The following is a 22,117-nucleotide window of genomic DNA, read 5'->3' on the forward strand; positions in this document are numbered from 1 at the left end:
GTTACCGACAGGCGGCGCCAATACGCTGATCTTACTGCTTTAGCGGGACTGTCGGCCGCCGCTCAGATCGCGAGCTTGCCGGCCTTGGCCGCAGCATAGCGCTCGTTGACCTTCGCCCAGTTCACGACGTTCCACCAGCTCTTGAGGTAGTCCGCCCGGCGGTTCTGGTACTTCAGGTAATAGGCGTGCTCCCACACGTCGTTGCCGAGCAGGACCATCTGCTTTTCCATGATCGGGCTGTCCTGGTTCGGCTTGGCCAGCAAAGCGAGCTTGCCGTCCTTGTCGACGGTGATGAAGACCCAACCCGAGCCGAAGACGCGCAGGCCGGCCGCCTCGAAATCGGCCTTGAACTTGTCGAAGCCGCCGAGGTCGCGGGTGATCGCGGCGGCGACGTCGCCGGTCGGCGCGCCGCCGGCTCCCGGGCCCATCACCTCCCAGAACATGGTGTGGTTGGCGTGGCCGCCGCCATTGTTGCGCACGAGGGTGCGTACGCTTTCCGGCAACTGGTTTAGGTCGGCCAGCAATTCGCCGACCGAGGCCTTGGCGATCACACCATTGTCCTTGGCGGCGTTGTTGAGCGCCGCGACATAGGCGGCGTGGTGGCGGTTGTAGTGGATGTCCATGGTCGTCACGTCGATATGCGGTTCGAGCGCATTGGGCTCATAGGCGCGCTTCGGCAGCGAGAAGGGGCCGGTGGGCGCTGCCGGGGCGGTGGCCTGCGCCCAAACCCGGGGCGCGGCGGCGGCCGCGAGGGTACCGGCGCCGAGGCCGAGAACGGCACGGCGGGAGAAGACCGAAAACTCTGTCATGACGTCCTCCGATGTGAAGCTTTGTGCAGGCAGCGCTTGAGACTGCCGTCGGTGATGGTTGCTTTGTCTACGTCGAAAGGTCGAGCGGGTTCCCGTGGCTAAAGCGTCCCCCGAATAGAGGAAGGGCTGCTAGCCCCCCAGCCGGCGGCAGCAATGAAGGCTCACCCCATGTTCCGGCCGCCCTTGACGCCCGGAATGCCTTCTTAACCAGCGATTTACCGCGTTTCACTACGGTCTGGAAGGAAATCCGTCGGTTCGGGGAACGCCTCGCATGCACGCACTGGCTCTCAAGGCCGATCTGGCGACCCTGGACGAGTCGTTCAACGATGCGGCGGCGCCCGTCGGTGTATCCGCTCGCCCGATTGCTGCTCCGGAAACCGGCGCCGAGCGCGCCGTGCGCGAGATCGCGGATCGCTTCGGCAAGCTCAGTGCTGAGATCACCGATGTCGCGGGCCGGATCGGCGATGTGACCCAGCAGTTCGGGACCCAGACCGCAGGGCTTCGGCGCGTCGTCGGCGCGGTCGAGCAGGTCTCGCGCGCCAACCACGCGATCCGGCAGTCGGCCGAGGGAGCGCAAGCGGCGGCTTCGGTCGTGCGCAGCGGGCTCGAACGTGTCACCGGCTCGGTCAAGCTCGGCCTCAATGCCGCGCAGACGGATATCGAGACGCTCTCGGAGGAGGCGCAGTCGATGTCGCAGGCGCTGGCGCAGGCCGTCCGCGACGCGCACAAGGCGCGTGCCTCCAGCGACGCGATCCAGTCGATCACCCGCGAGATCCAGCTGCTCTCGATCAATGCCGGCGTCGAGGCGGCGCGCAGCGGCGAGGCCGGCAAGGGCTTCGCCGTCATCGCCGCCGCGGTGAAGGCGCTGGCGGAGCAGACGCGGGAAGCGACTGCCGCGAGCGCGACCCAGCTCGACCTTCTGGTCAAAGCGGTCGACGCGCTCTCCCGCCGTAGCCAGGAGAATGCGCAGACGGCACAGCGCGCCCGCGAGGGCAGCCGGTCGATCTCGCAGCAGGTCAGCGAGTTCGACAGCTTCGGCCGCTCGGTCGTCGAGCTGATCGGCGAGATCGAGGCGGTATCGCGGCCGACGCGGGAGAATGCCGAGGCCTGTGCCAAGGCCGGGCATGACCTAGCCGGGCTGGTCGCCGGCGTCGATGCCTCGACCGATATCCTCGACCAGGCCGTGCGGCGCACCGAGACGCTCGTTGCGATCAGCGAAGGGGTCCTGGGCTCGATTGCCGCTTCCGGTGTCCGGACGGCACAATCAGAGTTGATCGCGACGGCGATGGAGACGGCCGCGACGATCGGAGAGCTGTTCGAGGCCGCGTTGGCGCGGGGCGACATGACGCTCGCCGATCTGTTCGACGAAGCCTATCGGCCGGTGCAGGGCTCCGATCCGGTCCAGCACATGACCCGCTTCGTCGGCCTGACCGACCGGCTGTTGCCGCCGCTGCAGGAGAAGCTGCTGGCCTCGAACGGGCGGATCGTGTTCTGCGCCGCGGTCGACCGCAACGGCTTCCTGCCGACGCATAACCGCAAATACGCGCAGCCGCAGGGCAGGGACCCGGTGTGGAACAACGCCAATTGCCGCAACCGGCGCATCTTCGACGACCGGACCGGGCTCGCCGCCGCACGCAACCGCAAGCCCTTCCTGTTGCAGAGCTATCGGCGCGACATGGGCGGCGGGCAGTTCCTGGTGATGGAGGACCTGTCGGCGCCGATCATGGTGAAGGGGCGGCACTGGGGTGGCTTCCGCATTGGGCTGAAGGTGTAGCGGCCATTCGTGTCGTCTGTGGAGTTGAGTGAGCGAGTACCCGAGCGAGCGCCATGCATATTGCGCCAACCTTCCCGAACCTGTCGGTGCTGCTCATCGACCCGAGCCCGCACTATCGGCGGATCATCCGCACGATGCTATACCAGACACAGCTCAACCGCATCTTCGAGGCGCCGGACCTGTCCTCGGCCGCGACGACCTTCATCCAGAAGCAGCCGAACATCGTCATTCTGGACTGGGATCTGCCGGATGGCGGCAGCGTGAAATGCCTGGCCGCGATCCGCTCGTTCAAGACCTCGCCCTTCGCCAAGGCGCCGGTGCTGGTGATGATGGAACGGCCCGACCGGCGCTCGATCGTCCAGGCGGCGAAGCTCGGCGCGCACGAGATCATCACCAAGCCGATCTCGCCCAACAACCTCTGGCTGCATATGTCGGGCATCATCAACATGCCCCGGAAATACCGGGAGGCGAACGGCAAGATCACGCTGGTGCCCCGCGCCATCAGCAACAACATGTTCTGAGCCGGGGCGCGTCGCCGCGCAATTGTGGCGAAAGCGTCACGAGTATTGACGGGCCTCGCGCCATTTAGCGAAGTTTTTACCAGTTTGTTGTGATGCTCCGTGGGCAATCCTGGGTCGCCCTTCATGGTCATCACCGTCTCGCTTCCGCCCTTCCTCGGCCGTTCCGAGGCCGCGACGTTCCGCAACCAGTTGCTCGTCGCGCTGGAGCAGAAGGAAAGCGTCGCCGTCGAATGCGCCGAAGCCGGGCCGCTGCCGAGCCTCTGGATCCAGCTCCTTCATTCCGCAGCCGCCAGCGCCAGGGCGCGGGGGCTTTCGGTCACGCTCAAGGCGGCCTCGTCGGAGTGCCGCGAATCCTTGCGGGCGATCGGCTTCGATGCCGCTCACAGCGCTCTCGTTCTGGAGTGACAGGCATGAAAATCCTGGCCATTGACGATACCAAGACCCTGCTGAGCCTGCTCAGCCTGACGCTGCGCAATGCCGGCCATGAAGTGACCGAGGCCGAGAACGGCGAGGACGGGCTGAGCAAGTTCGACCAGTTCAAGCCCGATCTCGTCATCACCGACCTCAACATGCCGATCATGGATGGCATCGAATTCACCCGCGCCTGCCGCTCGCGGCCCGCCGGGCAGAACACGCCGATCATCGTGCTGACCACGGAGAACGGCGCCGAGATCAAGGCGGAAGGACGCCGCGCCGGCGCCAGCGCCTGGATGGTCAAGCCTTTCGAGCCCAACACGCTGCTCGGCCTCGTCGCGCGCTACCAGAACTGAAGGCCGGCCGATGGATCCGTTGGCAGAACTCAAGCAGACCTTCTTCCAGGAATGCGAAGAGCTTCTCGGAGCGCTGGAGCTGAAGCTCCAGGCGCTCGACGAGGGCTCCAGCGATCCTGAGGATGTCAACGCGGCCTTCCGCGCCATCCATTCGATCAAGGGTGGGGCAGGGGCTTTCGGCTGCACCGAGCTGGTCGGCTTCGCGCATGTCTTCGAGGCCTCGCTCGACCATCTGAGGTCCGGCCGCGTCGCCATCGAGGATGCGCCCTTCACCCTGTTCCTGCGCTGCTCGGATGCGGTGGCCGATCTGGTCGCAGCCGCGCGCAACGACGAGCCCGCGACCGAGCGCCCGGATCTGCTGGCAGCGCTCGAGCAGGTCGGCAAGGAACCGGTGGCGCAAGCCCCTGCACCCGTTCCCGAGCCTGCTCCGGTCGCTATTCCCGCGCCCGCTGCCGCGGCCACCCACAATGACGCGCCTCCCGGCATCGCCGCGCTCGGCAACCTCCTCGCGATGGTCGAGGCGAAAACCGCGGCGCCCGTCCAGCCCGTCGATGACGGCTGGGACGACGAGCCAGTCGTAGTGCCTGCGCCCGCGCCCGCCGCCGAGAAGCCGGGACGGGATCTGCGCCTGCGCATCACGCCGGAGAACGACCTGTTCCGCCGCGTGATCGAGCCGCGCGTGGTGCTCGGCTCCCTGCCGGCCGACGATGTCGTCGCGATCCGCTGCGATCTCAGCCAGGTACCGTCGCTCGAAACCCTCGACGTCACCGATTGCTGGATGCGCTTCGAGGTCGACCTGCGCACCGAATTGTCGGTCGAGGAACTGCACGGGCGCTTCGACTTCAGCCTGGCGAATGAGGAATTCGAGATCGAGACGCTCGAATCCGCCTCCGTTGCCGAAGCGGCTCCCCCCGCCGAGCCGGCTGCGGAAGCCTCCGAGGTTCCAAGCTCGGTCGCTGCCGATCTCTCGGCGATCCTGGCCAAGCTCGGCCCGGCGCCTGAGGCGGCGAGCCAGCCCGAGGTTGCTCCCGCGCCGGCACTGCCGCCGGTCGCCCCTGCCGTCGTTGCACCCGTCGCCGAAGCGCCAGCCGCCATCCGCACGGCGCCGCGGTCTCCGGCCAACGATCAGTCGGCGCGTCAGCGCCAAGCCGTCAGCGTGCGCGTCGATCTCGACCGCATCGACAAGCTGATGAACCTGGTCGGCGAGATCGTCATCACCCAGTCCATGCTGGTCGAATGCGTGCGCTCATTGCCCTATGACGTCTACGCCAAGACCGCCGAAGGCATCCTGACCCTGTCGCGTCAGACGCGCGAATTGCAGGACCATGTCATGGCGGTGCGCGCCCAGCCGGTGAAGGCGGTGTTCCAGCGCATGCCGCGGCTTGTGCGCGAGCTTGCGCAGACGCTCGGCAAGGAAGTGCGCCTCGTGCTCGAAGGCGAGAATACCGAGGTCGACAAGACGATCATCGAGGAACTCGCCGATCCGCTCACCCACATGATCCGCAACTCGATGGATCATGGGCTGGAGACACCGGACGAGCGCACTGATGCGGGCAAGCCGCGCGAGGGCACGATCAAGCTGATCGCCGAGCATCGCGCCGGCCGCATCGTCATCTCCGTCACGGATGACGGGCGCGGCATCAACCGCGATCGGCTGCTGGCCAAGGCCCGTTCGCGCGGCCTCGTCGGCGCCGACGAGAAGCTTGCGCCGGAGGAGATCGACCAGCTCATCTTCGCCGCCGGCCTCTCGACGGCCGAGCAGGTCAGCGACATTTCCGGCCGCGGCGTCGGCATGGACGTGGTGCGCCGCAACGTCGAGTCGCTCGGCGGCCGCATCAGCGTCGATTCCGAGCCGGGTCGCGGCTGCAAGTTCACGCTGGCGCTACCGCTGACGCTCGCCGTGCTCGAAGGCATGGTGATCCGCTGCGGCGACGACCGCTACGTCATCCCGATCGCCTCGGTCATCGAGACGCAGCACCTTGCCTCGACGCCGATCGAACGGCTGCCCTTCGGCCAGGAGGTGCTGCGCTGGCGCGGCGAGGTGACGCCGCTCTATCGCCTCGGCGAGGTCATGGGCTCGACCGGCACGACCAACGAGAACATCGTGATCATCGCCGAGACTGAGCGTGGCAACAATGTCGGCATCGCGGTCGACGAGATCGTCGGCCAGCAGCAGGTGGTCGTGAAGAGCCTCGAGGCGAATTACGGCACCGTCAACGGCGCCTCGGCGGCGACGATCCTCGGCGACGGCCTCGTCGCCCTGATCCTGGATATCGACTCCATGCTGCGGCTCGCCGCGTCCGGCGGCCGGCCTCCCGTGTCAGATCTCAAGATGGCTGGATGACCATGACCCTCCAACTCGGCGAAAAGCACTTCTCGTCTGCGCAGCCGGAAGCGGCGGCGCGTCGGATCGTCACCTTCAAGGTCGGCGACCGCACCTTCGGCATCGATGTCGGCATGGTCCGCGAGATCAAGGGCTGGCAGGCGACGACGCCGCTGCCGCATGCGGCGCCGCATGTGCGCGGCGTGCTCAACCTGCGCGGCGTCATCCTCGCGGTCTACGACCTGCGCACCGCGATCGGCATGGGCGTCACCGACGCCTCCGCCACCCATGTCATCGTCGTCGTCGACGTCGAGGACAAGACGGCGGGCCTCCTGGTCGACTCGGTCTCGGACATCGTCGACGTGCCGGTTTCGGCCGTGCGCCCGGCGCCGGATCTGGAGCGCGACGAGCACGGCCTGATCGAAGGCCTCGTCCTGCTCGACAGCGATATCGTGGCGCTGCTCGATCTGGCGGCGGTCATCCGCGACGGTGGCGGCGAAGCGCAGCTCAAGACCAGCCGCGCCGCCTGAATACCTTGTAGCCTATCGCCCGAGCGTAGCGTCCAAGCGGGCCAGAACAAGAAACGACAGGACCTATGGGCAGCGCGCTCGGCCCCCTTTCGCGACTCTCGGTCAGCCAGCCGCTGACCGCGGCCGGCTCTGCGGCGCTTGCCGGCGGGCTCGCCTATTACACGGCTGCGTCCGGAGCTCCCGTCATAGGGGCTCTCGCCGTCTCGGCCGTGGCGCTACTCGGCGGGCTCGCCGCCTGGGGCGCTAGCCGCTCCGTCGCCAGCCTCTCGCGGGTTGCGCCGCGTCTGGCGGAGGACGGCGATCTGGCTCTGCCGGAGGCTGGCGGAAGCCATGAAGCCGCAGAGCTGTCGCGGGCGCTCGCCAGCTTGCAGGATCGAGCGCAGGAAGCTGTCCGGCTGCGCTCCGCGCTCGATCATGGCCGCGCCAATGTCATGATCTGCGATCCCCAAGGCCGGGTCATCTATGCCAGCAAGGGGCTGCTGCGCTTCTTCGCCGAGGCGCAGGAGGATTTCCGCGCCGCCTTTCCGGGCTGCTCGGCCAAGGACATGCTCGGGCGCGTGATGGAGCGCGTGCGGGCCGAGCCCCGCCTTGCGACCGGCCCCTCCGTTCGCCTGACGCTCGGCCGGCGGATCGTCTGCCTGACGCTGACGGCCATCGAGGCTGCCGACGGGCGCAGCCTCGGGACGGCAGTGGATTGGCACGAGCTGACCGACGAGCTGGCCGTCGCCAAAGAAGTCTCGCAACTGATCGATGCGGCCGCCGAAGGCGATTTCTCGCGGCGGATCGCTCCGCAGGGCAAATCCGAAACCGTGGCCCGGATCGCCGAGGGCATGAACCGGATCAACGGGCAGCTTGATGAGGCTTTCGCCGATATCGACGCGGTGGTCGAGGCACTGTCGGAAGGCGACCTGACCCACCGGATGGGCGGCCGCCACTCGGGCCGACTGGGGCGGCTCCAGCACGAGCTCAACCAGGCGCTCGGCCTGCTCGCGGAGCGGATCGAAATGATCCGCGCGACGGCCGGCTCCGTCTGCCACGTCGCCATCGACGTGAACAGCATCGCGACCGACCTTGCTGCGCGGACCGAGAAGGTTGCGATCGAGCTGGGTGAGACATCGGGAGCGGCGGTCGAAATCGCGGCCTCGGTCGGACGGAGCCATGAGCGTTCGCGCGAGGCCAGTGAGCTCGCGGGCACGACCATGGGCGTGGCCCAGGAAGGCCGGAACGTGGTCGCCAAGGCGGTCGGCGCGATCGAGCGGATCGAAAGTTCCTCGCTGCGCATTGCCGAGATCGTCGGGGTGATCGACGAGATCGCCTTCCAGACCAATCTGCTGGCGCTGAACGCGGCGGTCGAAGCGGCGCGCGCCGGCGATGCCGGCAAGGGTTTCGCCGTGGTCGCCTCGGAGGTGCGGTCGCTGGCGCAGCGCTCGGCCCAGGCAGCGAAGGACATCAAGGGACTGATCGCGACCTCGAACGGCCAGGTTGCCGAGGGCGTCGGCCTCGTGCGCGAGACGGGCGAGACGCTCGGCCGCATCGTCGCCGCGGTGAGCAAGGTTTCCGAGACGGTCGCCGAGATTTCTGCCGTGAGCGCCGAGCAGGCGCGCGGCATGGGAGGGATGAGTCGCAGCGTGGCGCAGGTGGACAAGGGTATCCGGCAGAATGCCGAACTGGCCGGACGCGGCGTCGAGGTGGCCGGCGAGCTCGCCGATCAGGTTGCGACGCTGAGCGAGATCGTGGAAGCGTTCCGTCCTGCCGCCGTGGCGGCGCGGATCGAGCCTCCGCGCGCGCGCCGCGCATCGCCCGCTCCGATTCCGGCCGAACCGCGCATCGCGCCCCAGGCACCGTCGCGCCGTTTCGCCGCCGGCGCACGGATGGGGGGCTGAGGCATGTCCAGACCGGTATCGATCCCCAGCATGGCGCCGCTCCAGCCGGCCATGGCCGACATCACCCTGACGCGCGACGACATGAAGTTCATCGCGGCGCTGGTCTATGAGCAGGCCGGCATCGTCATCCGCGAGCACAAGGAAGCGATGACCCGCGGCCGCCTGGCGCGCCGCGTCAAGGCGCTCGGCATGGGCTCCGTCGCCGAATACTGCGCCTTCCTGAAGACGCCGCAGGCGGCGGGCGAGCTGCCCGAGCTGATCAATGCGGTGACGACGAACCACACCGCCTTCTTCCGCGAGCGCCACCATTTCGATCACCTGCGCAAGGAGGTGATGCCGCGGCTGCTGCAGGAGCGGGCGGGCCGGCGCGGGCGCATCCGCATCTGGTCCTCGGCCTGTTCTTCAGGCGAGGAACCCTACTCGATTGCGGCCTCCTGCCGCGAGGTGATGGGCGCGCGCAGCGATCTCGACTTCAAGATCCTGGCGACCGACATCGACACCGACATCCTGGTACGGGCCGAGGCCGGCATCTATCCGGCGGAGCTGTTCGAGCGCCTGCCCGCCGATGTGAAGCCATTGCTCAAGCTGGAGAGTGGAGCGGGACGAGGCGAAGCCCGGATCAGCGAGGATCTGCGCCGGCTGATCGCCTTCAAGCGACTGAATCTCATCGAGAAATGGCCGATGAGCGGGCCGTTCGACGTGATCTTCTGCCGCAATGTCTTCATCTATTTCGACACGCAGACCAAGGCCTCGATCCTCGATCGGTTCGTGGCGCTCTTGTCGCCCGGCGGCTTCCTCTATCTCGGCCATTCGGAATCGCTGCCGCAGCCGCACCCGCATCTGCGCCTGATCGGCCGGACTATCTACGAGAGGACAGCATGAGCGTTTCCCGGTCCTCCCGCCGCTATTTCGATCCCCGCTTCGAGGCGACGATCATCACCGTCGCGCCCGGCGAGCACGAGATCACCTCCGCCAAGGACGAGATCGTCGCGACGGTCCTCGGCTCCTGCGTCTCGGTCTGCATGCGCGATCCGGTGGCCGGCGTCGGCGGCCTCAACCATTTCCTCCTGCCGAAGAACAATGGCGGCGCCGATACCAGCGCCGGCGAGCGCTATGGCGATACGGCGATGGAGGTGCTGATCAACGACCTGCTCAAGCGCGGTGCCAAGCGCAGCAATTTCGAGGCCAAGGTCTTCGGCGGCGCTCGCGTGCTCTCCGGCGCCACGATGCTGGCGATCGGCGACGGCAATATCGCCTTCGTCAACGAATTCTTGAAGGTCGAGGGCATTCCCGTCGTCTCGCGGGATGTCGGCGGCACGCGCTCGCGGCGCATTCACTACCAGCCCTCGACGGGCCGGGCCTGGGTGCAGCATGTCCAGCCGACGGCGCGCGACAGCGGCCACGAGCAGGAAATCGCCTATCTCAACCGGCTCAAGAGCCAGCCTGTGGCTGGTGAAGTGGAGGTCTGGTGATGAGCATGCCGACGTCCTCTGCAGCGCCGGTCAAGGTTCTCGTCGTCGACGATTCCATCCTGATGCAGAAGCTGATGACGCAGATCATCGACTCTGCGCCGGGCTTCAAGGTGATCGGCGTCGCCGGCAGCGCCGAGGAGGGCTGGGACGCCATCCAGGAATTGCGGCCCGATGTCGTGACGCTCGATCTCGAATTACCCGGCCGGCACGGTCTCAAGCTGCTGGCACGGGTGCTGAAGCAGGATCCGCTCCCGGTGCTGATCGTCTCGGCCTTTGGCGGGCCGGGCGCCGACAACACGATCCAGGCGCTCGAGCTCGGCGCCATCGACTTCATCGAGAAGCCGGACGGCACGACGCACACGCTCGAAGGCTTCATGAAGCATCTCGTCGCGGCGCTGCAGCGCGCTGCAGCGAGCCGCAAGATGATCGCCGCCGCCCGCCAGATGGCGCAGATCGCCGCCCCGGCGCGCCCGAAGGAGCTGGCGCGCGCCGGCAAGACCTCGCTGATCGCGATCGGCGCCTCGACCGGCGGCGTGCCGGCCGTGCAGACGGTGATGCGCGATCTCGCCCATCTCAGGCTGCCGATCGTCGTGGTGCAGCACATGCCGCCGGGCTACACGGCGAAGTTCGCGGCAAGGCTCGCGACGGCGACGGGGCTCGATGTCCGCGAGGCGGTGGATGGTGACCGGTTGCGGCCGGGCATGGCCGTGGTGGCGCCGGGGGGCTTGCGCCATCTCGAAATCGAGGAGCGGCGCGGCGAGCTCGTCTGCGTCCTGAAGGAGGGGCCGCTCGTCAGCGGCCACTCGCCCTCGGTCGACGTCATGTTCCATTCGGTGGCGCGCAGCCTGGGCTCGCATGCGGTCGGCATCCTGCTCACGGGCATGGGCCGCGACGGCGCTGACGGTTTGTTAGCTATGCGCAAAGCAGGCGCCGAGACGTTAATCCAAAGTGGTGAGACCTGCGTGGTAAACGGGATGCCGAAAGCGGCCTTCGAGATGGGAGCCGCCGACAGGGTCGTTCCGCTCAGCCAGATCGGCGCGGCGGTCGGGCAGCTGATCGGCGAGCGCCCGAATCTGCGGAGCGCGTAAGGAGCAAAGTTATGTCAAAGGCCAGAAGCGAGTTCCGCATCCTGGTGGTCGACGACCAGAAGAGCATGCGCGGTCTGGCGACCTATTTCCTGAAGCAGATCGAGTTTCAGGACATCGACGAGGCGGAGAACGCCCGCGAAGCGCTGATGAAGATGCAGCAGAAGCGCTACGATCTCCTGCTGCTCGACTGGAACATGGAGGGCATGAGCGGCATCGACCTGCTGCGCGCCATCCGCTCCGTGCCGGAACTCAACCAGATCAAGATCATCATGGCGACCTCGGAGCGTTCGGTCGACAAGATGGACGAGGCGACCAGCAACGGCGCCGACCATTATGTCGTGAAGCCCTACGAGCTGCGCGACCTCGAAGTGCGGGTGAAGAAGGTTCTCGCCTGCTGAGGCAGCCGGTCTCGTCATCGTGAAGCGAATCCCTGCGCCGACCGGCTGCGGGGCTTTTTGCTTTGCGGCATGATCGGCGCGTCGGATCGCAGGGAGAAGCGCCATGAGCGTGTCGCGCCGGGAATTGCTTGCTGGAACAGCCGCGATGGCAGCGGGCCTCATGTCGCGTGAGGCTCTGGCGCAATCGCTTGCGGGAGCGCACGCCTTCGGCTTCGACCGGCCCGGCGGCGGGCGGCTTGCACTGTCAGACTATCGCGATCGGCCGATCCTCGTCGTCAATACGGCGACACGCTGCGGCTATGCCGGGCAGATGGCGACGCTGGAACAGCTCTGGCAGCGCTATCAGACGCGCGGAATGATGCTCGTCGCCGTGCCCAGCAATGATTTCGGCGGGCAGGAGCCGTTGGACGGCGCGGCCATCGCCGAGGCTGCCCATGACAGCTATGGCGCGACTTACGCCTTCGCAGAGAAGACCGTCGTGCGCGGGCCCGAGGCTCATCCCTTCTATCGCTGGGCGGCAGCGCAGCGACCGGCCGAGGCGCCGCGCTGGAACTTCCACAAATACCTGATCGGCCGCGACGGCACGCTGATCGGCGGCTTCCCGGCGGCGACCGATCCACTCTCCCCGCAGCTCGTCCAGGCGATCGGGCGGGAATTGCAGGCGGGCTGAGTTCAGCGGTTCCAGCGAGCACAGCGCCGTCATTCCGGGTTTTGGCGAGGGCGTCATTCTCGGGCGAAGCGAAGCGCAGACCCGAGAATCTCCGGAAGAACGAGGCGCCGGAGCCTCTTTCGGCAGGAGATGCTCGGGTCAAGCCCGAGCATGACGGAAAGCTCCTTCGGCCTCACTTCTTCGGCCGGAACGCGGCGATGACCGCCGGGTCGGTTTCCAGATAAGGCCCTTCGATCAGGTCGATGCAGTAGGGGATCGCCGGCATCACCGCGTCGAGGCATTCGGCGATGGCGCGCGGGCGGCCCGGCAGGTTGACGATCAGGGTCTTGCCGCGAATCCCGGCTGTCTGGCGCGAGAGGATCGCGGTCGGCACCTTGGCGAGGCTGACCTGGCGCATCAGCTCGCCAAAGCCCGGCATCGGCTTCTCGATCACATCTTCTGTCGCTTCCGGCGTGACGTCGCGCGGGGCGGGGCCGGTGCCGCCGGTGGTGACGACGAGGCAGCAGCCCTCGCGATCGGTAAGCTCGGTCAAGGTCTCGGCGATGAGCTTGCGGTCGTCGGGGATGACGCGCTCGACCGCTTCCCAGGGAGAGGTCAGCACCTTCGCCATGTAGTCGCGGATCGCCGGGCCCCCTTCGTCGGCATAGATGCCGGCCGAGGCCCGGTCCGAGACGGTGACAATTCCAATCCGGGCGGTTGCAGTCATCGGGTGTCTCCTGCGTAGCGCTCCGGCTCTATCGGCGAGCGGGAAGGGCGGTCAAGCGCGCTTCGCTACGCGCTCACGCCTTGCCGCGAGGGCTTGGCACAGCTGCCGAGCGCGCCTTCGCCGCCTCCCGCAGGCGCCGCAGCCACATCCGGCTGAGGGCCGCGAACTGCGCTGCGCCGGGTCGGCCGGGGCCGATGCGGATGATGGCGTTGGCCATCTCGCGGCGCTCGCCCCAGGCATAGGTGCCGGCATCGACGCCTTCGCCAGCACCGCTGTCGAAGAAGGCGGGCGGTGTGCCGGCAAGATCGGCCTGCAGCATCGCGATCGTCAGGGTGCGGCCGGGGGAATGGCGCGCCTGCGCTTCGTCATAGGCGATCTTGAGGAAGTGGCGGCGGTCGCCGCTTTCGATGAGCAGGCCCATGGCGAGCACCTGCCCGTCGAGCAGCAGAGTATCGATCTGCAGCGCGTCTGCGCCGGCGAAGAGCTCGGCCATCCGGCGGATATAGGCGGCATCCGCCGGCAGGCAGGCGATCGCCGTCCCGGCCTCGCCCTTCCAGCCCGAGGCTTCGAGCGTGAGGAAGACGTCGAGGGCGTCGAGCGCCGCGCGGCCGCGGCTGCGGCGGAAGGTCAGCGCGCCATGCTTCGCCACCGCCCGGAACTGCTGCATCCGCTTCTTGTAACCGGAGCCGAGGGAGCGTCGCAGATAGCGCTCCATATCGTCGCCGGGCTGAGGGATCATCACCGGCCGGATCCAGCGCTCGTAGAGCGAGATCTGGCTGCCCGTCTGGCGGCAGGCTTCCGAAAGGATGGCATAACAAGGGCCGTCGAGCGGCAGCAGCGGCAGCAGAAGCCCATGCGGCAGGTCGCGTGAGGCAAGGAGGTAGCGCATCAGCGCCCGTGCCGTCTCCGCTGCGTGGTCGTGGTCGAGCACTGGATGCGAGGAGACTTCGTAGAGCGGCACGAGCGGGGAAGCGAGGGTGCCGGCAAAGCCGCTGCGCCAGCCCTGCTCGCGCCGGAAGGCCCAGACACCAACCAGCCGTTCGAAGTCGAGCGCCTCGCTGAACCAGGCGCAGAGCACGATGATCTCGTCAGCGGGGACGAGCAGGGTCGCGGCGGTGACGGCAGCCGGCGCCATATGCGGATTGGGCTCGAGCGCATGGCGGGCGAGCTCCGCGAAAGCCGGTCCCAGCTCCGCATAAGCGGCCGGGCCGATGCGCCTGACGACGATGCTGTTCAAAGTCGATGGCCGTCGCGGTTCAGCCGACGCAATTCGCCGCGCAGCGACAGCACGAAGGCGATCACCTGAGCCGTTGCGCGGTAGAGCTCCTCCGGAATCTCGTCGTCGAGTTCGACGGCCGAGAGCGCCTGGGCGAGGATGGCGTTCTGTTGGATGGCGACATCATGTTCGCGCCCGGTCTCGACGATGCGTTCCGCCAGCTCGCCACGCCCCTTGGCGGTGACGCGCGGCGCGCCTTGCCCGTCATATTCGAGTGCGACGGCGATGCGGGGCGGCTGTGCGCTCATGACAGGCGGTCCAGGAACTGGCCGGCCGTCGGCTGCATCACACGGGGCTGGCCGGTATGGATGTCGACGGCGCCGCTGGCGAAATCGGCGTGGAGCAAGGCGCTTTCGAGGCCGGGCGCTGCGCCGCGCAGGAGATGACTGGTTTCCTCGCGCTCGGCCCAGAGCGTCACGCCGACATCGCGTCCCTGCAGGGTCACGACGCCTTGCAACGGCCCCATCGGCTCGACATCGAGGGCGAAGCGAATCCGCCAGAGCGGCGGGCTCACGCCTTGAACATCCCGCCGCGGGGCTTCGCGCTCGACTTGCAGCGGCAGGATCGCGGTGCCGTGCTGGAAGGCGAGCGGGATCTCGGCGAGCCAGCGCTGCGCGGGCTGGCTGCTGTCCTGTCGCGTTTGATCCAGAGGCAGCGAGGCGTATTGGCTGAGCTTGATGCGATCGAGCGCCGCGTCGGTCTGATCGAGCAGGGTCTCCGCGATGGCGAGCGGCTTCTCGCCTGGAGATAATGTTGGCTCGGTTGCCGCCTGTGGCAGCAGCGGGCCGTCACGCCGCGGCGGAGCAGCGCGGTTGGCATTGTCCGACGTGCCGCCCGGCAGGCTGTCGGATGGCCGGTCGGCCGCGAGCACTGCTGCCGCGCGTTCCTGCAGGCTTGCCTTCGGCCCGGGCGACAGGCTCTCGATGATCGGCAGCAATGTCTCGCGCAGCGCCTGGAGGCCGATCTTGAGATCGCCCTGCCTCGGAGCGGGCGCCCCGGCTGTCTGGCGAGCCTCCGCGAACAGACCTGAGCTCTGGAACGCCTCCTTCAGGCGCTGCGCCGTGACCGGCTGACGCTCGGCCGGTATGGCTTGGGCCAGCACGCGGTCGATGGCCGACAGCAGGGGTTTCGGCAAGGTCAGCGCGATCGAGCCCTGCGCCAGGCCGCGCAGATTGGCGAAGAGCGGAGCGAGGCTGTCCTGTCTCTGCAGCACGGAGCCGAGCAGCGGCCCGGCAAGCATCCGCGCCGCGGTGGGATTTGGAATGGCAGGGCCAGCCGGGGGCGGTGCCGAAGGCGCTCCGGGCTGCGCGGCCACGCCGGCAGACGAAACGAGCGCAGAGGCGGCAAGCGCATTGCCCGCGGATGGAACAATCGCATGGGCAGGAGCAGCCAACGGCACAGAAAGCGGCGACTGGCTGGTGGATGACGGCAAAGGCGTGGGAGCCGGGGCCGGTACCTGAGTGGTGGAAGGCGGGTTACCGGCCGGTAGCGGCATGTCCGGCCGCGGGCTCGGACCTGTGATCGCTGCTTGCGAGGCTGCCGGGCTTGAGGGCGAGGCCGCGGGCGGACGCACTTCGACCAGGGTGGCGCGCAGATCGCCGCCGGGTTGCTCGGGCGGGTCGAGCCGTAGCAGCAGCGTGGCTCCGGGCTGCAGCTCCGCCTGCTTCGCCTGCGGGCCGGCCAGCACGAGGGCGACCTTGCTGTCGCCGATCATGGCGGTTGCCGTGCCGTCCGTCTCCAGAGAGAGCAGCCTGGCCTGCACCGTCCGGCCAGCCGTCAGCTCGCCCGCCGCTTCGAGCGCCTGCAGCAGGGTGGCAAAGGTCTGGCTCTTGACGAGCTGGGCGAGGTTCATCTGGCTGCCATGTGACGACGGCTCATCCTGTCACGAAAGATTAAGCGTTTCCTTGCCGTTGGCCGCGTCGCGCAGGGCGCGTTTGCGCCTGCGCCTCTGGTGTCGTGGGGAGGGCTGCGGCAGGCTCGGCCCTCCTCGATCCGAAGGATGACCGCCATGGATTATCGCCGCCTCGGCCGCTCCGGCCTCAAGGTCTCGCCGCTATGCCTGGGCACGATGATGTTCGGCGGCCAGACGGATGAGGAGACCTCGCGCCGGATCGTCGACAGTGCCCGCGAGGCGGGCATCAACTTCATCGACACGGCCGATGTCTACAACGAGGGGCGCTCGGAAGAGGTCACCGGCCGCGCCATCGCCGCCAATCGCTACGACTGGGTGCTGGCGACCAAGGTGGCGAATGCGATGAGGCCGGGGCCGATGAGCGGCGGGCTGTCGCGTCGCTGGATGATGCGCGCCTGCGAGGACAGCCTGCGCCGGCTCGGCACCGAGACGATCGATATCTATTACCTCCACAAGGAGGACCATCAGACGCCGCTGGAGGAGACGGTGCACGCGCTCGCCGATCTCGTCCGCCAGGGCAAGATTCGGCATTTCGGCGTCTCGAACTATCGCGCCTGGCGGCTGGCGGAGATCTGCAGGCTCTGCGACGAGCTCGGCATCGACCGGCCAGTCGTCAGCCAGCCCTATTACAACGTGATGAATCGCATGCCCGAGGTCGAGCATCTGCCGGCCTGCGGCTATTTCGGGCTCGGCGTCGCCTCCTATTCGCCGCTGGCGCGCGGCGTGCTGACGGCGAAATATGCGCCCGGCGAGGCGCCCGCCGAAGACACCCGCGCCGGGCGCGGCGACCGGCGGATCATGCAGGCGGAATGGCGCGAGGAGAGCCTCGTCATCGCCCAGGCGCTCAAGGAGCATGCAGCGAAGAAGGGGCTGACGCCGATCCAGTTCGCGGTGTGCTGGGTACTGAACAACGCCTTCGTCACGGCCGCGATCGCCGGGCCGCGCACCTTCGAGCAATGGCAGGCCTATCTTGCGGCGCTCGACGCCGGATTCGACAAGGAGGACGAGGCGCTCGTCGACAGCCTCGTGCCGCCGGGCCACCCCTCGACGCCGGGCTATTCCGATCCGGCCTATCCGCTTGAAGGGCGGATCAGCCGGTCGGGCTAGCGCCGCCCGGGCGGGGCATGCGCGAGCGTTGCTCTCTCTCCGTCCCTGTTAAACACTTGCCCTGTTGAACACTTGCCTTGTTGAACAGTTGGCGCGCCCGCTAGTTTGAACGGCGGGCCGCAGCGAGCCCGCCGCGAAGGAGGGCAAATGGCGGCCGAGGCAGGATTGACGAGCGACCTCGTGAAGGTCGTGGCGCTGCTCGGCGCCGGTGTCGTGGCGGTGCCGGTCTTCCGCAAGCTCGGGCTCGGCTCCGTGCTCGGCTATTTCGGCGCGGGCATCGTGATCGGCCCCTTCGGCATTGGCCTGTTTTCAAATCCTGAAGGCATCCTGCACATCGCCGAATTTGGCGTGGTGATGTTCCTGTTCGTGATCGGGCTGGAGATGCAGCCCTCGCGACTCTGGGGCCTGAGAAGCAGCATCTTCGGCCTCGGCATCGCGCAGGTCCTCGCCTGTGGCTTCCTGCTGACGCTGTTCGGCATGGCCGGTGGCCTCGCTGCCAAGGTCGCCTTCATTGCGGCGATGGGCTTCGTTTTGTCCTCGACGGCCGTGGTCATGCAGATGCTGAACGAGCGCGGCGAGACCTCGACGCCCCAGGGCCAGAAGGCGGTCTCGATCCTGCTGCTCGAAGACCTCGCCATCGTGCCGCTGCTCGCCATCGTCGCGCTCCTGTCGCCGCAGCAGGGCGGCAGCGAGCAGGCCTGGGTCTCCTTCGCCATTGCCGCGGGCGCGCTCGGCGGGCTGATCGCGGCCGGGCGCTGGCTGCTCAACCCGATGTTCCGCGTGCTGGCGGCCGCCGAGGCGCGGGAGGTGATGACCGCCGCGGCGCTGCTCGTCGTGCTCGGCTCGGCGCTCGCCATGCAGCTCGGCGGCCTGTCGATGGCGATGGGGGCCTTCCTGGCCGGCGTGCTCCTCTCGGAGTCCACCTTCCGCCATCAGCTGGAGGCGGATATCGAGCCGTTCCGCGGCATCCTGCTTGGGCTCTTCTTCCTCGCCGTCGGCATGTCGCTCGATCTCGCCGTCGTGGCGCGCGAATGGCATCTCGTCCTGGTGGCCGTGATCGGCTTCATGGCGGTCAAGGCGCTCGGTATCTTCATCGTCGCCAAGCTCTTCGGCTCGGACTGGCGCGAGGCGATCACGCGCGTCGCCCTGTTCTCGCAAGGCGGCGAATTCGCCTTCGTGCTTTATGCCGCCGCTTTCGCCGCCGGCATCTTCGATCCGCGCATTACCGCCATCGCCAGCGGCACCGTGATCATCTCGATGGCGCTGACGCCACTATTGGCGATCGCGCTCGACCGCTTCCTGCCGGCGCCCCCGACCGATCTCGACGGCATCGAGGTGGCGGATGGGCTGAAGGGGCAGGCGCTGATCGTCGGCTTCGGCCGCTTCGGCCAGGTTGCGAGCCAGGCGCTGCTCGCCCGTGGCATCAGCGTCTCGATCATCGATTTCGACGTCGAGATGATCCGGGCCGCGTCGCAATTCGGCTTCAAGCTCTATTATGGCGACGGAACGCGGCGCGACATCCTGCACGCCGCGGGCGCCGAGCGGGCCGAGGTGATCGTGGTCTGCGTCGACAGGCGCCAGACCGCGGACGCGATCGTGCGGCTGGTGCAGGCCGAGTTCGCTCATGCCAAGCTGTTCGTGCGGGCCTATGACCGCGGCCATGCGCTCGACCTGGTCCATGTCGGGGTCGAGTATCAGATCCGCGAGACCTTCGAATCGGCGATGGTCTTCGGCACGGCGCTGCTGAAATGCCTCGGCGTTCCCGCGGACGAGGCCGAGGCGATCGAGGCGGATGTCCGCCGGCGCGACGACGAGCGCTTCGATCTGCAGCTGGCAGGCGATCTCTATTCCGGGCGGGAGCTGCTCCGGAGCAACGCGCCGACCCCGACGCCGCTGACCAAGCCGAAGCGGCCCGGCCAGATCCCGGCTAATCTGCCGGACGACATCGGTGGTGAATCCTGAGCGCCAGCGTCAGTTCATGATGCAGAAGCCGCCGACCACCACCTCGGTCCGGCACCAGGGCTTCTGATTGCCTTCGTTGGCGGTCAGGCGCAGCAGAACGGGTTCCTCGCGCGGTGTGCTGGACGGCGGGAAGGGCACCCGCTCGGGCTTGCTGGCCTCCGCCGCCTGCGCGCGATTGGCGGCGGCCGCGCCGGGGACGATGATGATGCTGCGGCTGGTCTTGGTGGCGGCGCTGCTACGGCCGCCACGGAAACGGGCAGCCTCTGCCTGAACGGGCAGGAGGGTGGCGGCAGCGAACAGGCAGGCGACGGCGGCAAGGCGGCGCATGGGCGATCTCCCGGTTGCGGGCAGGATGTCGCGATCTGCCGCAAGGGCAAGCAAAGCCTCGGATCAGCCTCAGCGAGGCGTTAACGCGAAGGATCAGGCTACAGCGCGCGGCCGGGTCAGGCTGTCCCATGCCGCCATGGCGCCATGCACGATCGCTTCCAGCATCGTGCGGGAGGCACCGTCACGGGCCTGGATCGACATGCCCTGCTGAACGGTGACGTAATAGCTGGCGATTGCCTGGAGATCGAGCGAGGCGGGCAGTTCGCCTTCCGCGATGGCCCGCTTCAGCCGTTCCTCGATCATGGCGACGCTGCCGGCGCGCATCTCACGCAGGATGCGACTGGTCTCCTCGCCGACGCCGACTGCGTTGACCGCCGAGAGCACGACCATGCAGCCGGGCGGGCGGCCGGGCCGGGTGAAGGTTCTCGCGCTGGCCATGAGATAGCCTTCGATCGCCTCACGTGCGGTCGGCGCGTTCTGCAGCGGCGCGAGGATGTCGTCGCTCTCGGTCGCGGCGAAATGCGCGACGGCCTCCCGGTAAAGCGCTTCCTTGCTGCCGAAGGCCGCATAGAGGCTCGGCGAATTGATCCCCATCGCCTCGGTAAGGTCGTTCATCGAGGCGGCGTGATAGCCGCGATCCCAGAACACCTCCATGGCGCGCTCCAGCGCGAACTGCCGGTCGAAGCTGCGCGGGCGCCCTCGCTCCGCCATCGTCATCTCGCCCCCGAAATTTCTGTGCTGATCATTATGTATTTCCCTTGACGGCATGAGGCAAGCGCGTCACCTATTTATGTATCGATCACCACACAAATGGAGTTTGCCATGTCCCGCCTTGCTGGAAAGCGCGCCCTCGTCACCGGTGGCAGCCGCGGAATCGGTGCCGCCATCACCAAACGGCTCGCCACCGAAGGAGCCGATGTCGCGCTCACCTATGAACGTTCCGCCGACAAGGCGGCCGAGGTCGTGAAGGCGATCGAGGCACTCGGGCGCAAGGGCGTCGCCATCGCTGCCGACAGCGCCGATCCCGCCGCCGTGAAACGCTCGGTCGACGAGGCTGCGAAGGCGCTCGGCGGCCTCGACATCCTCGTGAACAATGCGGGCATCTATCGCGGCGGCCCCGTCGCGGATTGGAGCCTGGCCGATATCGATACGACGATCGCCGTCAATATCCGCTCGGTGGTGCTGGCCTCGCAGGCGGCTGCCGCGCATCTCGGCAAGGGCGGGCGGATCATCTCGATCGGCTCCTGCCTCGCCGACCGGGTCGTGGAGCCGAACATCACGCTCTATGCGATGAGCAAGGCGGCGCTGATCGGCTTCACCAAGGGGCTGGCGCGCGATCTCGGCCCGCGCGGCATCACCGTCAACATCGTCCATCCCGGCTCGACCGACACGGACATGAACCCGGCCAATGGCCCGGGCGCCGAGGCGCAGCTCGCGCGCATGGCCATTCCCGCCTATGGCAAGCCGGAGGATATCGCCGGGGCCGTGGCCTATCTCGCCAGCGAGGAAGGGCGCTTCATCACCGGCGCGGGCTTTGCCGTCGATGGCGGCGTCAACACCTGAGGAGCCGTCATGCTCGGACTTGACCCGAGCATCTCATGACCAGGTAACTCTGGAGCCTCCTCCGGTCTGAGATTCTCGGGTCAAGCCCGAGAATGACGGCATGGTTCCGGCAACTCGATCACTCAGTGTCCGGGCAGAACGATCATGGTGGGGGTCGCCGGCAGCGTGGCCTTGCTCAGCGTGATCGTCGGCTGCTCGCGCCGCTCGACCGGCCAGAGATCCTGCGTGCGGGCGAGGAAGCGGTTGAGCGTGCCGCCGCCAAAGAAATGCATCGGGATCATCACCCGGGCCTGGATCGCCTTCAGCACCTCCAGCATGCCTTCCTGGTCGAGGGTGTAGCTGCCGTCCACCGGGAAGAGCACGACATCGACCCGGCCGAGCGCGCGCAGATGGCCGGGTTCGAGCGGATGGTGCAGATGGCCGAGATGGGCGACGCAGAGATCGCCGATCTCGAAGACGAAGATCGAGTTGCCGTCGAAATCGGTGCCGCCGTCATAGCTGCGGATATTGGTCGGCACGTTGCGGACGCGGACGTCGCCCAGCGTGACGTCATGCCTGGCCGCGCCTTGTCCCGACGGATCCCAGCCGGGCAGGACGCGTTTGATGGCGGGATCGGGATTGCGGGAGTTATGCGTCGAATGCGCCTTGTTCATCGTGGCGATGTCAGGCGTCACCGGCGGGCGGACATAGTCGTTGTAGTCGGTCGCGATCTTCACGCCGCCCGGCGTTTCGATCAGGAAGGTGGCGTGGCCGACGAAGGTGAGCCTGACCTCGTCCTTTGCCAGTTGCACGCGCTGGATCGGCAGGTCAAGGCGCGCCATCTCCGGGCGGCAGCCCGGCTCGTTGGATTGGGCGCGGGCGGGCGCGGGGATGAAACCGACGATCGTGGCGACAACGAAAGCCAGCGCTGCGAAGGGGCTCGACCAATTCATCGAACGGCTCCTGCTTTCCCATTGCCTGTGACGATCAGGCAAATGCGGGGCCGTTGGAAGCGCTCTGGCGATTTCGTGAACTGAGCCGCCGGGA

Annotated in this window: 23 protein-coding genes; 15 read left to right on the forward strand and 8 right to left on the reverse strand. The window is 67.7% G+C overall.

The window, feature by feature from the left end:
• Positions 1–62: 62 nt before the first annotated feature.
• The gene (locus tag FQV39_RS27580) at positions 63–809 is read right to left on the reverse strand and encodes a superoxide dismutase (RefSeq protein WP_149133209.1); all 747 of its coding nucleotides are present in this window, start codon (positions 807–809) and stop codon (positions 63–65) included.
• 271 nt (positions 810–1,080) lie between these two features.
• On the opposite strand from FQV39_RS27580, the gene FQV39_RS27585 reads away from it, so the two are divergent.
• From FQV39_RS27585 to FQV39_RS27640, 12 genes are all read left to right on the forward strand, one after another.
• Positions 1,081–2,583, forward strand: coding sequence for a methyl-accepting chemotaxis protein (locus FQV39_RS27585; RefSeq protein WP_149133210.1), 1,503 nt, complete (start codon positions 1,081–1,083; stop codon positions 2,581–2,583).
• 53 nt (positions 2,584–2,636) lie between these two features.
• Positions 2,637–3,104: a response regulator gene (locus tag FQV39_RS27590; RefSeq protein WP_149133211.1), complete on the forward strand. Its 468-nt coding sequence runs from the start codon at positions 2,637–2,639 to the stop codon at positions 3,102–3,104.
• Positions 3,105–3,203: 99 nt separating this feature from the next.
• On the forward strand, positions 3,204–3,509 hold the full coding sequence (locus FQV39_RS27595; RefSeq protein WP_187640080.1) for an STAS domain-containing protein: 306 nt from the start codon (positions 3,204–3,206) through the stop codon (positions 3,507–3,509).
• A gap of 5 nt (positions 3,510–3,514) precedes the next feature.
• A complete protein-coding gene (locus FQV39_RS27600) occupies positions 3,515–3,874 on the forward strand; it encodes a response regulator (RefSeq protein WP_149133213.1) in 360 nt (119 codons plus the stop codon).
• Between the two features lie 10 nt (positions 3,875–3,884).
• The gene (locus tag FQV39_RS27605) at positions 3,885–6,218 is read left to right on the forward strand and encodes a chemotaxis protein CheA (protein ID WP_149133214.1); all 2,334 of its coding nucleotides are present in this window, start codon (positions 3,885–3,887) and stop codon (positions 6,216–6,218) included.
• Entirely contained in the window at positions 6,215–6,727 is a 513-nt protein-coding gene (locus FQV39_RS27610) for a chemotaxis protein CheW (RefSeq protein ID WP_149133215.1), read from the forward strand. Before FQV39_RS27605 ends, FQV39_RS27610 begins: the two co-directional genes overlap by 4 nt.
• Positions 6,728–6,792: 65 nt before the next feature.
• The gene (locus FQV39_RS27615; RefSeq protein ID WP_149133216.1) at positions 6,793–8,610 is read left to right on the forward strand and encodes a methyl-accepting chemotaxis protein; all 1,818 of its coding nucleotides are present in this window, start codon (positions 6,793–6,795) and stop codon (positions 8,608–8,610) included.
• Between the two features lie 3 nt (positions 8,611–8,613).
• The gene (locus FQV39_RS27620; RefSeq protein ID WP_248313160.1) at positions 8,614–9,492 is read left to right on the forward strand and encodes a CheR family methyltransferase; all 879 of its coding nucleotides are present in this window, start codon (positions 8,614–8,616) and stop codon (positions 9,490–9,492) included.
• Positions 9,489–10,082 (forward strand): chemoreceptor glutamine deamidase CheD, encoded by a 594-nt coding sequence (locus tag FQV39_RS27625; protein WP_149133217.1) that lies wholly within the window; start codon positions 9,489–9,491, stop codon positions 10,080–10,082. Before FQV39_RS27620 ends, FQV39_RS27625 begins: the two co-directional genes overlap by 4 nt.
• The gene (gene cheB / locus FQV39_RS27630; protein WP_149133218.1) at positions 10,082–11,170 is read left to right on the forward strand and encodes a chemotaxis-specific protein-glutamate methyltransferase CheB; all 1,089 of its coding nucleotides are present in this window, start codon (positions 10,082–10,084) and stop codon (positions 11,168–11,170) included. The genes FQV39_RS27625 and cheB overlap by 1 nt, the downstream gene beginning before the upstream one ends.
• Before the next feature lie 11 nt (positions 11,171–11,181).
• Positions 11,182–11,568: a response regulator gene (locus tag FQV39_RS27635; RefSeq protein ID WP_089174559.1), complete on the forward strand. Its 387-nt coding sequence runs from the start codon at positions 11,182–11,184 to the stop codon at positions 11,566–11,568.
• Between the two features lie 103 nt (positions 11,569–11,671).
• Positions 11,672–12,238: a glutathione peroxidase gene (locus FQV39_RS27640; RefSeq protein ID WP_149133219.1), complete on the forward strand. Its 567-nt coding sequence runs from the start codon at positions 11,672–11,674 to the stop codon at positions 12,236–12,238.
• 172 nt (positions 12,239–12,410) lie between these two features.
• Here FQV39_RS27640 and mog read toward each other — a convergent pair whose 3' ends face one another.
• The 4 genes from mog to fliK all read right to left on the reverse strand — a co-directional run bounded on the left by mog (position 12,411) and on the right by fliK (position 16,072).
• A complete protein-coding gene (mog, locus tag FQV39_RS27645) occupies positions 12,411–12,944 on the reverse strand; it encodes a molybdopterin adenylyltransferase (protein WP_149133220.1) in 534 nt (177 codons plus the stop codon).
• Positions 12,945–13,017: 73 nt separating this feature from the next.
• Complete coding sequence (locus FQV39_RS27650; protein WP_149133221.1) at positions 13,018–14,181, reverse strand: GNAT family N-acetyltransferase; 1,164 nt, start codon at positions 14,179–14,181, stop codon at positions 13,018–13,020.
• Positions 14,178–14,468 (reverse strand): EscU/YscU/HrcU family type III secretion system export apparatus switch protein, encoded by a 291-nt coding sequence (locus FQV39_RS27655; protein ID WP_149133222.1) that lies wholly within the window; start codon positions 14,466–14,468, stop codon positions 14,178–14,180. The genes FQV39_RS27650 and FQV39_RS27655 overlap by 4 nt, the downstream gene beginning before the upstream one ends.
• On the reverse strand, positions 14,465–16,072 hold the full coding sequence (gene fliK / locus FQV39_RS27660) for a flagellar hook-length control protein FliK (protein WP_149133223.1): 1,608 nt from the start codon (positions 16,070–16,072) through the stop codon (positions 14,465–14,467). Before fliK ends, FQV39_RS27655 begins: the two co-directional genes overlap by 4 nt.
• Positions 16,073–16,228: 156 nt before the next feature.
• Between fliK and FQV39_RS27665 the strand changes: the two genes are divergently transcribed.
• Together FQV39_RS27665 and FQV39_RS27670 are read left to right on the forward strand one after the other, a co-directional pair.
• Complete coding sequence (locus FQV39_RS27665; RefSeq protein ID WP_149133224.1) at positions 16,229–17,239, forward strand: aldo/keto reductase; 1,011 nt, start codon at positions 16,229–16,231, stop codon at positions 17,237–17,239.
• A gap of 147 nt (positions 17,240–17,386) precedes the next feature.
• Complete coding sequence (locus tag FQV39_RS27670; protein WP_149133225.1) at positions 17,387–19,201, forward strand: monovalent cation:proton antiporter-2 (CPA2) family protein; 1,815 nt, start codon at positions 17,387–17,389, stop codon at positions 19,199–19,201.
• A 9-nt stretch (positions 19,202–19,210) separates the two neighbouring features.
• Here FQV39_RS27670 and FQV39_RS27675 read toward each other — a convergent pair whose 3' ends face one another.
• Positions 19,211–19,528 carry a hypothetical protein gene (locus FQV39_RS27675; RefSeq protein ID WP_149133226.1) on the reverse strand — a complete coding sequence of 106 codons (318 nt, stop codon included), beginning with the start codon at positions 19,526–19,528 and terminating at the stop codon, positions 19,211–19,213.
• 93 nt (positions 19,529–19,621) lie between these two features.
• Entirely contained in the window at positions 19,622–20,245 is a 624-nt protein-coding gene (locus tag FQV39_RS27680) for a TetR/AcrR family transcriptional regulator (RefSeq protein ID WP_349238568.1), read from the reverse strand.
• A gap of 105 nt (positions 20,246–20,350) precedes the next feature.
• Here FQV39_RS27680 and FQV39_RS27685 point away from each other — a divergent pair, with 105 nt between their 5' ends.
• Complete coding sequence (locus FQV39_RS27685) at positions 20,351–21,091, forward strand: 3-oxoacyl-ACP reductase family protein (protein ID WP_149133227.1); 741 nt, start codon at positions 20,351–20,353, stop codon at positions 21,089–21,091.
• 122 nt (positions 21,092–21,213) lie between these two features.
• On the opposite strand, the gene FQV39_RS27690 is transcribed toward FQV39_RS27685, so the two are convergent.
• Positions 21,214–22,023, reverse strand: a complete 810-nt coding sequence (locus FQV39_RS27690) for an MBL fold metallo-hydrolase (protein WP_149133228.1) — start codon at positions 22,021–22,023, stop codon at positions 21,214–21,216.
• Between the last annotated feature and the right edge of the window lie 94 nt (positions 22,024–22,117).

This window comes from Bosea sp. F3-2 (assembly GCF_008253865.1).
Taxonomy (GTDB): domain Bacteria; phylum Pseudomonadota; class Alphaproteobacteria; order Rhizobiales; family Beijerinckiaceae; genus Allobosea.